Annotated in this window: 14 protein-coding genes; 4 read left to right on the forward strand and 10 right to left on the reverse strand. The window is 66.7% G+C overall.

Annotated features, from left to right (window positions below):
* The 3 genes from ACZ3HV_RS33545 to ACZ3HV_RS33555 form a co-directional block, all read right to left on the reverse strand.
* Window positions 1-2,844 (reverse strand): DNRLRE domain-containing protein (locus ACZ3HV_RS33545; protein WP_465690284.1); only part of this gene is annotated, 2,844 nt, incomplete at its 3' end.
* 642 nt (window positions 2,845-3,486) lie between these two features.
* The gene (locus tag ACZ3HV_RS33550) at window positions 3,487-4,023 is read right to left on the reverse strand and encodes a Tn3 family transposase (protein WP_465690286.1); all 537 of its coding nucleotides are present in this window, start codon (window positions 4,021-4,023) and stop codon (window positions 3,487-3,489) included.
* Window positions 4,024-4,330: 307 nt separating this feature from the next.
* Window positions 4,331-4,987, reverse strand: a complete 657-nt coding sequence (locus ACZ3HV_RS33555) for a hypothetical protein (RefSeq protein WP_465690288.1) — start codon at window positions 4,985-4,987, stop codon at window positions 4,331-4,333.
* A gap of 82 nt (window positions 4,988-5,069) precedes the next feature.
* Between ACZ3HV_RS33555 and ACZ3HV_RS33560 the strand changes: the two genes are divergently transcribed.
* Window positions 5,070-5,540: a MarR family winged helix-turn-helix transcriptional regulator gene (locus ACZ3HV_RS33560; protein WP_465690290.1), complete on the forward strand. Its 471-nt coding sequence runs from the start codon at window positions 5,070-5,072 to the stop codon at window positions 5,538-5,540.
* 13 nt (window positions 5,541-5,553) lie between these two features.
* Here the strand turns inward: ACZ3HV_RS33560 and ACZ3HV_RS33565 are convergent, their stop codons facing one another.
* Window positions 5,554-5,958, reverse strand: coding sequence for a DUF6855 family protein (locus ACZ3HV_RS33565; RefSeq protein WP_465690292.1), 405 nt, complete (start codon window positions 5,956-5,958; stop codon window positions 5,554-5,556).
* Window positions 5,959-6,064: 106 nt separating this feature from the next.
* On the opposite strand from ACZ3HV_RS33565, the gene ACZ3HV_RS33570 reads away from it, so the two are divergent.
* From ACZ3HV_RS33570 to ACZ3HV_RS33580, 3 genes are read left to right on the forward strand one after another with little or no spacing between them, the layout of a single operon-like run.
* Complete coding sequence (locus ACZ3HV_RS33570; RefSeq protein WP_465690294.1) at window positions 6,065-6,763, forward strand: metal-dependent transcriptional regulator; 699 nt, start codon at window positions 6,065-6,067, stop codon at window positions 6,761-6,763.
* Complete coding sequence (locus ACZ3HV_RS33575; protein ID WP_465690296.1) at window positions 6,763-7,791, forward strand: multicopper oxidase domain-containing protein; 1,029 nt, start codon at window positions 6,763-6,765, stop codon at window positions 7,789-7,791. Before ACZ3HV_RS33570 ends, ACZ3HV_RS33575 begins: the two co-directional genes overlap by 1 nt.
* Window positions 7,788-8,975, forward strand: a complete 1,188-nt coding sequence (locus tag ACZ3HV_RS33580; RefSeq protein WP_465690298.1) for a ZIP family metal transporter — start codon at window positions 7,788-7,790, stop codon at window positions 8,973-8,975. Before ACZ3HV_RS33575 ends, ACZ3HV_RS33580 begins: the two co-directional genes overlap by 4 nt.
* A gap of 30 nt (window positions 8,976-9,005) precedes the next feature.
* Here the strand turns inward: ACZ3HV_RS33580 and ACZ3HV_RS33585 are convergent, their stop codons facing one another.
* The 6 genes from ACZ3HV_RS33585 to ACZ3HV_RS33610 form a co-directional block, all read right to left on the reverse strand.
* A complete protein-coding gene (locus ACZ3HV_RS33585) occupies window positions 9,006-9,767 on the reverse strand; it encodes an ABC transporter permease (RefSeq protein ID WP_465690300.1) in 762 nt (253 codons plus the stop codon).
* Window positions 9,764-10,546 (reverse strand): ABC transporter ATP-binding protein, encoded by a 783-nt coding sequence (locus tag ACZ3HV_RS33590; RefSeq protein ID WP_465690302.1) that lies wholly within the window; start codon window positions 10,544-10,546, stop codon window positions 9,764-9,766. The genes ACZ3HV_RS33585 and ACZ3HV_RS33590 overlap by 4 nt, the downstream gene beginning before the upstream one ends.
* Window positions 10,543-10,968 carry an SHOCT-like domain-containing protein gene (locus tag ACZ3HV_RS33595; protein WP_465690303.1) on the reverse strand — a complete coding sequence of 142 codons (426 nt, stop codon included), beginning with the start codon at window positions 10,966-10,968 and terminating at the stop codon, window positions 10,543-10,545. The genes ACZ3HV_RS33590 and ACZ3HV_RS33595 overlap by 4 nt, the downstream gene beginning before the upstream one ends.
* A gap of 19 nt (window positions 10,969-10,987) precedes the next feature.
* Window positions 10,988-11,248 (reverse strand): hypothetical protein, encoded by a 261-nt coding sequence (locus tag ACZ3HV_RS33600; protein ID WP_465690305.1) that lies wholly within the window; start codon window positions 11,246-11,248, stop codon window positions 10,988-10,990.
* Entirely contained in the window at window positions 11,245-11,607 is a 363-nt protein-coding gene (locus tag ACZ3HV_RS33605) for a DUF2089 domain-containing protein (RefSeq protein WP_465690307.1), read from the reverse strand. The genes ACZ3HV_RS33600 and ACZ3HV_RS33605 overlap by 4 nt, the downstream gene beginning before the upstream one ends.
* A gap of 87 nt (window positions 11,608-11,694) precedes the next feature.
* A complete protein-coding gene (locus ACZ3HV_RS33610; RefSeq protein WP_465690309.1) occupies window positions 11,695-13,665 on the reverse strand; it encodes an amino acid permease in 1,971 nt (656 codons plus the stop codon).
* Between the last annotated feature and the right edge of the window lie 127 nt (window positions 13,666-13,792).

Here is a 13,792-nt window from a genome sequence, read left to right on the forward strand (position 1 = left end):
GTTGCGGTCACCAGACACCGTGATGTCGGTCGTACTGTCCGGCTCGGTCCAGCGGTAGGACAGTTGCGCGTCGGCCGGCCACGTCTCGTTCGATGCGTTCGTGACCGTGACCGGGGTCGTAATCGTGGTACCCGGCACAAACCTCTCCGGCATCTCATCGACCTGATAGGTCTCGGCCTGGTTCTTGGCCAGGTGCTCGACCCAAAGCCGCGGCCGGAACAACGTGTCCGGCGACTCGCCGTTCGTGATACTCACCAACTGCTGACCCGCAGCAGCCGGCGCCTCGTCGCGCGTCCGCAGCAACAGGCCGTGGTTGTCGCCCGGGTTGTCGATCCAGGACTGCAACTTCGTGAGCAGGTTCGATGTGGCGCCCGTCGAGGCGAATGTCAGCCGCTGTGCGTTGCCGTCGGGACTCACCGATCCCAACAGCGCGTCCGAGTCGAAGTCACCGCCGGTCGCTGTCCAGTTGATCGTCGAGGTCGCCTGGTTCCAGGTCGCCTCGGTTTCGACGAAGTCTCTGTTCAGCCCGTAGAGGTCGAAGTCCGCCCGGCCGCTACCGGAACCGTAGTTCGAGAACAACTCCACCCGGGCGTCGGTGACCTTCGTGCCCTGCTTGATCGACGACGTGTCGAACTTGAAGACCCCACGCTCGACACCGTACGTCGGATGGTTGTTGCCAACCTGCACCCAATACCGGGTATTCGGGGCCTGAGGCGTGCCGCCGTCGGGACGTGACAGGTTCGTGCTCGGCTGGGTCTTGCTCAACGTCGTGTCGGAAATACCACTGGTGATGTCGCCGCTGAAGGACTGCAGGATCCGGCCCTCGCGCGGCGTCGTCACCGTCTGCGCGTTCGACGCGGCCTTGCCGTTGGACGCGCCGTCGCCGACCGTGCGGGCCACAACCCAGTAGTTGTAGGTCGCCGCGTCGGTGTCGCCGGTGCCGGTAACGGTCGATGGCTTGGCCGTCTCGTCGGTGTACGAGGTCACGTCCGGCGGCACGGTCCCGACCAACTCCAAGGCACCGGGAGCGGTGGTCGAGAAGTAGTCGCCGACAGGCGTTGCGCAAGTGTTCCCCGGCAGTGCGCGGCAGCCCCGGAAGATCTGGTACTCGACCAGGTCGTCATCGTCGGCCGGCGTCGGATCGACATACTTGCCCCACGACAGCTCCGGGCCGGAGGCGTTGATCGTCGACGACGGGTTCAGCGTGACACCAGGCTCGTCGTAGGTGATCACCAGGTTCGGCCGCGCCGCAGTCTCCCCGCCCAACGTCGCCTCGCTCGCGGTGTAGTACAGGCCACCGGCCGGCGCCGTCGCAGGCGCCTCATCGACAGCCTTCAGCATCACCCCGAAGTTCGACGCCGGATTGGCCACCCACGACTGCACATAGCTGCCCAGCGCATACGAATGCCAGCCGTCACGATCCCCCGGCTGCTTGGTCGCCGTCGAATACTTCGTCCACGACACCGCGTCCGCGATCGGGACCGTCGCCACCCCGGACTGGTCGCGAACGATCTTCACCCGCGCCGGGCTCCCCGGCCGCGCATGAATCGTGCCCAACGAGTACCAAGACCCCGCCGCCGCACCGGTCGTCTGGTCCCACGTCGTGTTCTGCACCAGCGCCTGACCACCGGCCGTCGCACCAGTCAGCGTCGTCGCCAACTTGCCGCGATACGACGCCTGGAAATAGTGACCCTGCACCAGATAGTCACCATCACTCGGCACCCGCGCATCCCAGGTAAACGCCTCCGGCGTCGTACCGTCCGGCGCATACGAGAACGAGCCATTCACCGCGCCGGCGTTGGGATAGTCCTTCCACGACCCCTCATACGACGCCGACAAGGTGTCCTGATCGTCGACCGTGACCTTGTTGGTGGCATACGTCCCGTCCCACGCCGCGTTCATCGACGCCCACGTCGCCGCCGCCTCCGACCACCCCGAAGTCACCTTCACCGCCGCGAACGGCAGCCTCACGTCCTGACCGAACCCCGCCCCGTAATGCAGATTCAGATCAGCCGACCGGACCGTCGTCGTGGCCGGGATCATCGACAGATCGAACTTCAACAGACCCCGCCACGTGTTGTGACTCGCGTCATCCCCCACCAGCACCGTCGAGTTCGAGCCATACGTCGCCGCCGGGGCCGCCTCCGAAATCGACGTATCCTGCGCCGCCGCCGGATCCGGCACCACCACGATCGTCGGATCGATCACGACCGGGAAGACACGCTCCTTCGCCGCCAGCCACGCCTGATCCGGCTTCAGCGTGAGTAGCGTCCTGCCGCCCTGCCGGGTCACCGTCTGGGTGATCTTGTCCGAGTAGCCCGGCTGACCCAGCCGGTTGTCCGGCGAGGAGTCGAACATGTTCGGCGCCGGGATCACATACGTCGCACGCGCGTCCCCAGACTTGTCACTGGTCTTCTTGAAGAACCCGATCGACCCATCGGCCTGCGCCTTCACCGTCAGCCCGCTGGTGCGCAGCTCGAACGTGTACTCACCCGCGACATCCGCGGCCGCCGTCAGGACGACGGTCTCCTTCACACCCGTGCGCGACACGTAGTACCGCACATCCGCCGTACCGAACACATCCGCGAACGCCACCGACGAGTCCTTCACCAACGGCGTCAACTGCCGCTTGTCGCCGGCCGCACCCAAGCTGATCGAGTCGCCGTCCGCCTCGAACGTCAGCAACCGGTCGCTCGACTTGCCGAACCGCGACCGGAACGTGTTCTTCGCGTTCTCGAACGAATCATCACCGGTACCCGCGGTGACCTTGGTGTCGATGTCCTGCCACTTGCCCTTGGAATCCCTGTAATGCACCGGCTCCGTCGACAACTCAACCTGCGTCATCCCGTCGCTCATGCGATACGAGGTCGAGGATCGGGTTCGCCTCTCGGGCAACTCCCGAACCCGCGCAGGCTTCCCGGCCCCGGCCCCGGCAGCCGAGCCGCCGGCCGTCGAGGCCTTGGCCACCCGCGCGGCCGTAGGCGGCGCCAACGGACCAGCAACCGCACGAGCCACCTGCGGCATCGCGACCTGCACAACCTGCTGTGGATGCGCAAAAGCAGCAGCTGGAACTCCGAGCGAAGCCGGAAGAGACAGAGCGAGGGCAGACGTCAGCAACCTATGCGCGCGGCGCATGGGGCACTCCAGCAGACGAAGGGGCGGAAGCACCAGCGCAGCCCCCGCGGCACCGGTATAGACAACGCAATTTCTATCGTTCGAATTGCTGGCCCGCAACCCCACTGCATGTTGCTGCAGACGACACGCCGCGCCATCGCCACAGGCGTTCGCTTGTGTTAAACCCTCTGCGACCGGCCTCGGGCCTGGTCCCGGTGATTGCGTTGTCGCAGGACGATGAGACCTGTTGATGCGCCGGATGCAGGCAGGCGCTGGCAGACGCTGGCTATTCGGTGTCCTGGCAGACCGCCAGGTAGATGGCCCGAAGTGTCTTGTGCGTAGCGCACCAGCGGTAGGCCCTGGTCGCACACGTCAGGCGTCGGCCCGCAGGCTGAGGCGGCGGTCCATGTTGAGCCGGACTTCGCCGTAGGGCACGACGTGGGTCCAGAACAGTGGTGTGAGACCGCGGTGGTCGACGTCGGTCATCCGGTCGGCCCACGTGTCGTCGGCGAGGACGTCTTGCACCATCAGCGTGTTCACGCACACCAGCGCCGACTGCAGCACGCGCAGGCACAGCACCGACAGCTCCTGCTCGTCGCGCCGGTTGGACGCGATATCGCCGCCCTTGCCGAAGAAGATCACCTGGTTGCCGCCGTTCCACGACTCGACCACGCTCAGGCCCTCGTTGATCTCACGCTGCAGATCCCGGTCGCGCAGGTACCGGGCGACGAACAGGGTCTTCTGGGCACGGCCGAGCTCGATCATCGCCTGGTAGGTCGGGTGAATCGCGTTGGCCTTCCTGAACCGGCGCAAGATCGCACCGCCGGCCCGAACCGAACCATCCTGGTCACCGACGCCATGGCCGCAACCGGGCTGGGCGACGGCGACTACTCGTACGCCGACCGCCATGTCACCGTCCTGGACGGCGTCGCGAAACTCCGCGACACCGACACCCTGGCCGGCTCAGTCCATTTCGTGTCCGACGCCCTGGCCAACGTCGTACGCTTTCTCGGCCTCACTCCCCCGCAAGCCGCCGCCCTCGTCTCCACCAACCCGCCCACAACCACGCCTGGGGAACCCGCGGCACCATTGCCGTCGGCAACCCCGCCGACCTGGTTGTCCTTTCGGAGAACCTCACTGTCGAGACCGTTTACCTGGCAGGCCGCCTACAGCGCGGCTGACCGGTCCCGCGCTCGTGGTCCGTTTGGCCGGCTTGTCAGTCGTTGCTGTGGGTTGCTACCGCTCGGACCGGTGGGAGTGCGGGCGGTCGGCTACCGGAGGGAACCATCCGCCGTACTGCCTCCGGCATCGCGCCGACCGTGAACGCGCGGACAGTCGGCCCGACGGACACGGTGACGAACGACGCTACGGTCGGAACGTCGGCGGAGAGCGGAATGAGGTACTCCCCCGAGTCGAAGTCGGAGTCGGTGATCCGCATCGACGTGCTCGTCGGTTCGGGAGGCGTGAAGGACGTGGCCCACCAGGCCTCGACCACCACTCGGGCCGGCTCCTTCAGGGTGAGCTGCACTGTTCTCTTCGTGGTGTCGTAGGCCACGGCGTCGTCTGGGGCCGTCGACGTGACGCCCTCCACCTGGGCCGCGATGAGGCCTGCGATTCCGGCGAGTCCTTGGACGAAGGTGACGTGACCGTTGCCCTTGGAGATCTCCTCTCTGAGGTGCCGCTTGGCGTCAGGCGGGACCATCCCACCGAACACGACGACATCGATGCTCGTGGTGTCGTACTCCGTCAGCACCTCGTCGAACTGGTTTGTCGCGTCCGCGCGGAAGCCTTTGCTCCGCAGGATGCCGGCAGCGTCGAGGATCACGCTCGGACTCCTGCCGATGATCAGAACGCTGGTGAGTGATGTGTCCATCAGTCGGTCTCCCAGAATCTTGAGTGTTGGTACGGCCAACATAGCAAGTGTTGGCCGCGCCAACAACTGATACCGTCTACGCATGATGGATCACGCGCCGAGTCGTACCCCCGCTCGCGTCAAGGATCGTCCGACCTGGCTCATCAGCCGGACCTTCGCGCGCTCGTCGGGGCTCCTCGCCGCTGGGTTCGAGTCGTATGGCCACGGGCTTCGCAGCTACCACTACCGCCTCTTGGCCGCGCTCGAGGAGTGGGGACCTGCGAGCCAGGCCGACCTGGGCCGCGGGACCGGGATCGATCGCAGCGACGTCACGGCGGCCCTGTCCGAGCTCGAGTCACGCCGGCTCGTCGAGCGGTCGGTCGACCCCAAGCACAAGCGGCGCAACATCGTCACCATCACCCGGGCCGGGGTCGCACAACTCCTGGAACTGGACGACGTCATCGACGCTGTTCAGGAGCAAGTCCTGGAACCCCTGACCAGCGCGCAACGGCGCCAGTTCATCACCTTGATGGCAAAGCTCCTGGCACCCGAACACGACCCGTCGACGGAGTGACCACTTTTCGTTGTCAGGGAACGCGGATGCGGTTGTTGCGAGGATTGTGTTCGAGTTCGACCAGGCCGAGCTCCTCCAGCAGAGGCGGGATGTACATCGCGAAGCGACCCCGGTACCCCTTGCGCAGGCCGTACCAGCCCCCGACCGGGTTGCCGTCGGCACGCCCCCAGGCCTCCAGCGTCCCGTCCTTCGCCGGCTTCCCCTCGTCCGCGCTCCCCAACTCCATCCAGTCACCGTGCGTCTTCAGCATCGCGGGTACGTCGTCCAGACAGCGGGCGAGGTACCGCAGCTTCGTCGAACCGACCTGGCACACCAGCTCCGCCGGTTCCGCCGTGTCATCACGGTAGATGGTGAATTCCGACGTACCGGGTGGTGTCTTGAGAACCCACGGATCCTCCGCGGTACCGCTTCCGCTCATGTCATTCCTCCCCTTCTGCTTGCTTCGACCTCTCCCCACTGCAGAAGGTACGCCTGCACGGTGCCGGGCTGTGTACTGGAGGATTAGAGTCATCTAACCTCAGAGTGTGACACCACAAATTGTCCAGCAGCCGATCCGTTGTTGCGAGATCGACCAGACCGAAGCTGTCGAGGACTACCTCCGAACCATCTTCAAGCTGGCCGGCCGCGACACCCCGGTGACCACGTCCGCGCTGGCGGAACGACTGGGCGTCACGGCGCCGACGGTCTCGGCCATGCTGAAGCGGCTGGAAGCAGGCGGCCTGATCACTCGATCCGCCAGCCGTCACGCGCGGCTCACCCCGCACGGTGAACTGCACGCGACAGAGGTGACCCGTCGGCATCGGCTGCTGGAGACATTCCTGGTGCAGGTCCTAGGACTGTCCTGGGACGAGGTGCACGTGGAGGCCGACGTACTCGAGCACAGCCTGAGCGAGCGGTTGGAGAGCCGGATCGACGCCGTACTCGGACACCCCACCCACGACCCGCACGGCGACCCCATCCCCTCCCGGGTGGGCGAGCACGTCGAGGCCTGGACCACCCCGCTGGCCGCCACCGCGACCGGCAGCCGGTTCCGGGTGGATCGGGTTGCCGATGACGACAGCGACGCGCTGCGGTACCTCGCTGACCGGGGAATCGTGCCGGGAGCCGAGCTGGAAGTACTGACTCAGGAACCGTTCGGCGGACCGCTCTGGGTGCGGATCGGCCCGAGCACCCACGCGCTGGGGCCGGCGCTTGCCCAGACCGTCCACGGTGAGCGTGTCTGATGCCCGCGGCATCCCGGCGCCGGGTACTCCTCGGCGGGGCGGGCGTCGCCCTCGGCGCGATTCCCGCGCGGCTGCTGACCGACGACGCTGACCCCGGGCCGCCCCCGGCTCACCCGGAAGGGCACGCCCACGGCGGCGGGGTCAGCGGGCCGGCCTTCCGAGGCGGCCCCGTCGACCACGTCGCCAACGGGTTCAACCCGAGCGAGGTCCTCCGGGACTTCGACTACGGCAAGGTCTCGAAGCTCCCGAACGGACGGACACTGCGCGAGTGGGAGATCTTCGCGAACGATCGCGAGCTCGAGGTCGCGCCCGGGGTGCGGTTCCCGGCCTGGACGTTCAACGGACGCGTGCCGGGTCCGACGCTGCGCTGCCGGGCGGGCGACCGGCTACGGGTGCGGTTCGTCAACGGCTCCGCCCATCCGCACACCATGCACTTCCACGGCATCCATCCGGCGGAGATGGACGGCGTACCCGGCCTGGGCAGAGGGGTGATCGAGCCGGGCGGCGACTTCGTCTACGAGTTCGACGCCGAGCCGTTCGGCCTGCACCTGTATCACTGCCACGTCGGGCCATTGGCCGAGCACATCGCCCGCGGCATGTACGGCACCTTCATCATCGACCCGCCCCAGCCGCGCCCGCGGGCCGACGAGCTGGTGATGGTGATGCACGGCTACAACACCACATTCGATGCCGAGGGCAACCAGCTGTACGCCGTCAACGGGATCCCCTTCCACTACATGCACGAACCGGTCCGGGTGAAGCGCGGCGAACTGGTCCGGATCTACCTGGTCAACATCTTGGAGTACGACCCGATCAACAGCTTCCACGTGCACGGGAACTTCTTCGATTACTACCCGACCGGCACCCGGCTGGAGCCCAGCGAGTACACCGACACCGTCGTACAGGCGCAGGGCCAGCGTGGCATCTGCGAACTGCGCTTCCCGTATCCGGGGAAGTACATGTTTCACGCCCACAAGAGCGAGTTCGCCGACCTCGGCTGGATGGGGTTCTTCGAGGTGACGGAATGACCGCGCCGAGGCCGCGCACGCGTGCACCGGTCTGGGTACTCGCCACCGTGGCGGTAGCGACCGTCGTCGCCGGCCTGGCCGCGCTGCTGCTGCTCAGCGGCCGGAGCCTGCCCGAACGAACCGGACCTCCGGTCGAACAGGTGGCCGTCGAACGGACCGTCCTGGCGCCGGGCACCATCGAACTCACCGTGCGCAATACCGGCCCGGACCCGGTGCAGGTCGCCCAGATCTTCGTCAACGACGTCTATGTCTCGTTCACCGGTGCCACGCAGCCACTAGGCCGGCTCGCGACCGACACAGTGCGGATGAACTTTCCCTGGCAGGACGGGCAGCCCTACCGGGTCTCGCTGCTGACCTCGACCGGCGCCGTCATCGAGCACGAGATCCCGGTCGCGGTCACGACTCCGTCGACCGGACCTGACCTGCTGGCCTTGATGGCGCTGCTCGGAACCTACGTCGGCATCATCCCGGTCGTGCTGGGCATGGCATTCCTGCCTGTACTGCGCCGCGCGGGCAAGGCCGCGGTCCGGGTGCTGCTGGCGCTGACCGTCGGGCTACTCGCCTTCCTCGCCGTCGACGCCACGCTCGAAGGACTCGAACTGGCCGATGAGTCCGGAGGCGCTTTCGGTGGATCACTGCTGGTCTTCCTTGGCGCTGCCTTCGCCTTCCTCGCACTCACCGCGGTCGACCGCGTCCTGCACAGCCGGACGTCGCACCGAACCGACCAGGAACCGGATGGCAACAGGCTCGCGCTGATGATCGCGATCGGGATCGGACTGCACAACCTCGGCGAGGGTCTCGCGATCGGTTCGGCCTACACCATCGGCGAACTTGCCCTGGGTGCCGCGCTCGTCGTCGGTTTCGCCCTGCACAACACCACCGAAGGCCTGGCGGTCGTCGCACCGCTGACTCACCAACGCCCCGGGGTGATCCGCCTGCTCGGACTCGGCCTGCTCGCCGGCGGTCCGGCGATCGTCGGCGCAATGGTCGGCGCCACCGTGGCCAACGCCGCGCTCTCAGCGTTGCTGCTCGGCCTCGGCGTCGGCGCCATCGTCCAGGTCGTGATCCAGCTCGCGCCCGGCCTGCGCACCCAGACCGGCCGGATCCTGAGCCCCGCGACCATCGGTGGCCTGTCGGCCGGGCTCGCCATCATGTACCTCACCGGCCTGTTCGTCGCAGCCTGACAGTCCGTGTCTGATACGGCAGCACTTGAGCTAGGCGATCCTGCGGCGGTACGTGGCCATGGCGAAGATGTACGCGACGACGAGAGTGCCGACACACCAGGCGAGAGCTACCCAGATATCGGTGCCGACCGGCTGCTGTGCGAACAGGTCGCGGATGGCGTTGACGATCGACGTCACCGGCTGGTTCTCGGCGAACGCGCGTACCGGCCCTGGCATGGTCTCGGTGGGCACGAAGGCCGAGCTGATGAACGGCAGAAAGATGAGCGGGTAGGAAAAGGCACTCGCGCCGTCCACGGTCTTCGCGGTGAGGCCTGGAATGACGGCGAGCCAGGTCAACGCCAGCGTGAACAAGATCAGGATGCCGGCGACCTCCAGCCACGCCAGCACTCCCGCCCCCGAGCGAAAGCCCATCAGCAGCGCGACGAGTACGACGACCACGAGCGAGATCAGGTTGGCGACCAGTGACGTCAGTACGTGGCCCCACAGCACGCCCGACCGGGCGATCGGCAGGGACTGGAAGCGCTCGAAAATCCCGCTCTTCAGATCCATGAAGAGCCGGAACGCGGTGTAGGCGACGCCGGATGCGATCGTGATGAGCAGGATGCCGGGCAGCATGTAGTTCACATATGAGTCCGACCCTGCCTGGATCGCACCGCCGAAGACGTAGACGAACAACAGCATCATGGCGATCGGCGTGATCGCGGTCGTGATGATGGTGTCCGGGCTGCGCGTGACGTGGCGCAGCGATCGTCCCAGCAGAACGGCGGTGTCGCCGAAGAAGTGCGTGCTCATCCTCGCTCCCCAGCTGTCGTACGGTCGTCGCCGACGATCGCGAAGAACACGTCCTCCAGGGTCGGTTGCTTCTCGACGTACTCGACCTTGGCGGGCGGGAGCAACTGCTTGAGTTCGGCGAGGGTGCCGTTCACGATGATCCGGCCCTGGCGCAGGATCGCGATCCGATCGGCGAGCTGTTCGGCCTCGTCCAGATACTGCGTCGTGAGCAGCACCGTCGTACCCTGCCCGGCGAGCTCCTTGACGCTGTTCCACACCTCGAGGCGCGCCTCGGGGTCGAGCCCGGTCGTCGGCTCGTCCAGGAAGATGACCGGCGGACTCCCGATCAGGCTCATCGCGATGTCCAGCCGGCGGCGCATGCCACCCGAGTACGTCGACACCTTCCGCGCGGCCGCGTCGGTGAGCGAGAAACGCTCGAGCAGGTCATCCGCGATCTTGGCCGGGTCCTTGAGGTGCCGCAGCCGGGCGATGAGTACGAGATTCTCCCGCCCGCTGAGGATCTCGTCGACGGCGGCGAACTGTCCGGTGAGGCTGATGGACTCCCGCACGTTGTCCGACTGCGTGGCGACGTCGAAGCCATCGACACTCGCCGTCCCCGCGTCGGCCTTGAGCAGCGTGGACAGGATCTTCACGACCGTGGTCTTGCCCGCGCCGTTGGAACCGAGCAGGGCGAAGATGCTCCCCCGCGCGACCTCGAAGTCCACGCCGCGCAGCACCTGCAGCTCCTTGTACGACTTCTCCAGCCCCTGCACCTGGATCGCCGGCGATTGCTCTGTCACTCGCAGAACACCTGCATCTTGGTGTCTGGGTCGTCGAGGTCGACGGTGACCTCGTCGAGTTGGTCGATGAGTTCCTCGAGGTCCTTCGGCTTGAGCTCGGCCAGGTCGATCGGTAGCCCTGCTTTGGTCAGCTCCGCGTTGGCCTTGGCGAGCGCCTGCGGAGGGACGAAGCTCGCGAGCCGGACTCCGGCCCGCAGCAGCTGTAGCGGGACCCGGATGTTGATCCGCGTCGGCCCCTCAGCGCCGGAGCTGTCGTGCATCACGAAGCGCAAGTACTTCGGTCGGGGCTTCTGGCGGGACGCGGCTCCGGGCGGCGACTCGGGCTCTTGCCGGGCGAGGGCGTCGATCAGCCGCTCGGCCTCCTCCGCGGTGATCTTGCCCTCGGCCAGCATCTGCAGGACCTGACGGCGCTGCTCGTTCATCGTTGCTCCTTGACCTGACTCAACTGACGCTTACCAGCACGGCCGTCTGGCCGTCTTCGAGCTCGAACCGAGCGCCCCGCAGCGCGCACAGCAGTTGGCCCACGCCGCGCAGCGCACCCAGCGGCTCGATCCGGAAGATCAGGCAGGCCACCAGTCCGGCCAGCACGATGAGCAGCAGCAACGGTGACAGCACCAGCAGCACCGGCACGACGGGGATGTACAGCCGCAGCCAGCGGCCATCGGTACGGCGATAGCGCACCGTCACCAGCTGCGGAATCATCGGGGCCGCTCCAGCTCGGCCAGCGCCTCCTCGGCACTGATCTCCCCCCGCCGCAACCGGTCGACGACGTCGGCGCCGGTCGGCGCCGGGTCGGTGTCGACGAAGTCGAGGTTCTCGGCGATCCGGTTCAGCCGGGACTTGATGGTCGGGTAGCTCACCCCGAAGATCCGCTCCATCTCCTTGATCGAGCCGTGCGACCGGACGAACGCGGCCACGAACACCTGGTCGTCGACGCTGAGCCGAGCCAGTTGCGGCGGCTCGAACTGCCCCTCGATCGCGACGCCGCTGCCGGCGAGGCGGACCCGCTCGACCACGAACTCCTGTCCGCGCGTCAGGTCCGTCAGCTCCTGCCAATCCACGCTCAGCTCCTGTCCTCGACCTGACTCTCTTCAGTTGTACCTTGATTTTCTTAAGATCTCAACGCAGAAATCTTAATTTCTCTGAGCTCAGCCCACATGGACCCAGGGACGGTTCGAGCGGCTGGGTTCTGCGCGGCGGAGCACTTCGCGAGTGACCGGGGGTACGTCGCCCTCGCCGGAGATCAGGTAGCGGAGCAGGAAGTAGAACGGGTTGCCCTCGGCCCAGGCGAAGTAGATGTGGGGCATCACCTCCCACTCGTCACGGATCTTCAGGAGCAGGGCGGCGATCGCGTTCGGGACGCTCGGGCTCTCCACCGTGAGGATCTTGTAGCCGAAGCGCTCCTCGCCGCGGACGTCGAGCTCGGTCTCGAACTGCGACGCGTCGGTCAGCGTCACCTCGAGGAACAGGATCGGCAGTCCCTCGGGCAGGTTGCGCACCTCGCGCTGCTCGGCTTCCTTGTCCTGGTACTCCGCCTCGTCGCGATCGTCCGGCTCGTTCGCGATCACCCGCAGCTCACCCGCCTCGGCGGCTTCGGCGATCATCCGGCAGGCCTCCTCGTCGAACCGGACCTCGGTCGCCCGCAGCTCCAGGGATCGGGTGGCCCGCGAGATCAGCGAGGTGACGATGATCGCGACGATGAAGAACGACGCGATCTGCACACCGTCAGGCCGCTCGATGATGTTGGCGATCGCGGTGTAGAGGAAGACCAGGCTGATCACGCCGAATCCGATCGCCTTCGCCCTCTCCCCCTTGCGTCGCGCGGACAGCGTCACCGCGATCGAGGCCGACAGGATCAGCACCAGTACGCCGGTCGCGTACGCCCCACCCTGGGCGTCGACGTCGGCCTTGAAGAGCACCGTGATCACGAACGCGATCAGCCCGAACACGATCACCAGCGGCCGCGTCGCCCGAGCCCAGTCCGGGACCATGCCGTAGCGAGGCAGGTAGCGCGGCACGATGTTCAGCAGGCCGGCCATCGCCGACGCCCCGGCGAACCACAGGATGAGAATCGTGCTGACGTCGTACACGGTCCCGAACACACTGCCGAGGTGCTCGTGGGCCAGGTAGGCCAGCGCGCGGCCGGAGGCCTGGCCGCCCTCCTCGAACTCGTCCTTCGGGATCAGCACGATCGTGGTGAAGCTGCTGGTGATCAGGAAGCCGCTCATGATCAAGGCGGCGGTGGTGAGCAGCCGGCGCGCGTTCCGGATCCGTACGGCGGGATGCGCCGGATCGTCGTCCGCGGAACCCTCGACCTGCGGCATCACCGCCACGCCGGTCTCGAAGCCGGACAGACCGAGCGCGAGCTTGGGGAACACGACCAGCGAGATGCCGATCATCACCCAGATGTTCGAGTGTTCGGTGGTCAGCATGCCGCGCCAGTTCGTCACCAACTCAGGCGCGGTGATCACGTTCCAGAGTGCGTCGCCGACCACGATCAGGTTGAGGCTCAGGTACACCACCACGAGCACGACGGCGATCCCGATCGCCTCACCGAAGCCACGCAGGAACACCCCGGCGAGCAGCGCCAGCAGGACCAGGGTGATGGTCACCTCCTTGCCCTCGAACCAATGCGGCACGTACGGGTTCTCGACCACGTGCGCGGTCGCATCTGCGGCCGACAGCGTCATCGTGATGATGAAGTCCGTGGCCATGAAGCCGAGCAGGACCAGGATGGCGAACTTGCCCTTCCAGCGGCCGAGCAGCCGGTCCAGCATCGCGATCGAGCCCTCGCCGTGCGGGCTCTCAGCCGCCACCCGACGGTAGACCGGCAGCGCACCGAACAGAGTGAGCAGCACCAGGATCAGCGTGGCGAGCGGTGACAACAGGCCAACAGCCGCAGCCGCGATCGCCGGCTGGTACCCCAGCGTCGAGAAGTAGTCGACACCGGTCAGGCACATCACCTTCCACCACCGGTGGGTCGGATGCGGCGCCGGCCGATGCGGCCCGGCATGCCCAACCGGCCGGTCATGCAGCAGCCAACCAACCAGCCGCCCATGAACCGGAGGAGGCGCGCCGACAGTGTCCGCAGGCGCGTCGTTCTCACACGTTTCTGTCACCGCCCGGAGCCTAGCCAGACAAAAGCACCGGACTCGCCGTCTCTAACACCCCTCTAACAGACCTGGACGCATGTCACTTCGAGAGCCCAACGGACATTTGTACAAGACGAATCGTCGGCTTCCGCGC

This window comes from Kribbella sp. NPDC020701 (assembly GCF_055562215.1).

Excerpts from the sequence above, each read along its gene's own strand:
- ACZ3HV_RS33550 (WP_465690286.1), bottom strand. The coding sequence starts at position 4,023 with ATGGCGGTCGGCGTACGAGTAGTCGCCGTCGCCCAGCCCGGTTGCGGC.
- ACZ3HV_RS33555 (WP_465690288.1), bottom strand. The coding sequence starts at position 4,987 with ATGGACACATCACTCACCAGCGTTCTGATCATCGGCAGGAGTCCGAGC.
- ACZ3HV_RS33560 (WP_465690290.1), top strand. The coding sequence starts at position 5,070 with ATGATGGATCACGCGCCGAGTCGTACCCCCGCTCGCGTCAAGGATCGT.
- ACZ3HV_RS33565 (WP_465690292.1), bottom strand. The coding sequence starts at position 5,958 with ATGAGCGGAAGCGGTACCGCGGAGGATCCGTGGGTTCTCAAGACACCA.
- ACZ3HV_RS33575 (WP_465690296.1), top strand. The coding sequence starts at position 6,763 with ATGCCCGCGGCATCCCGGCGCCGGGTACTCCTCGGCGGGGCGGGCGTC.
- ACZ3HV_RS33580 (WP_465690298.1), top strand. The coding sequence starts at position 7,788 with ATGACCGCGCCGAGGCCGCGCACGCGTGCACCGGTCTGGGTACTCGCC.
- ACZ3HV_RS33585 (WP_465690300.1), bottom strand. The coding sequence starts at position 9,767 with ATGAGCACGCACTTCTTCGGCGACACCGCCGTTCTGCTGGGACGATCG.
- ACZ3HV_RS33595 (WP_465690303.1), bottom strand. The coding sequence starts at position 10,968 with ATGAACGAGCAGCGCCGTCAGGTCCTGCAGATGCTGGCCGAGGGCAAG.
- ACZ3HV_RS33600 (WP_465690305.1), bottom strand. The coding sequence starts at position 11,248 with ATGATTCCGCAGCTGGTGACGGTGCGCTATCGCCGTACCGATGGCCGC.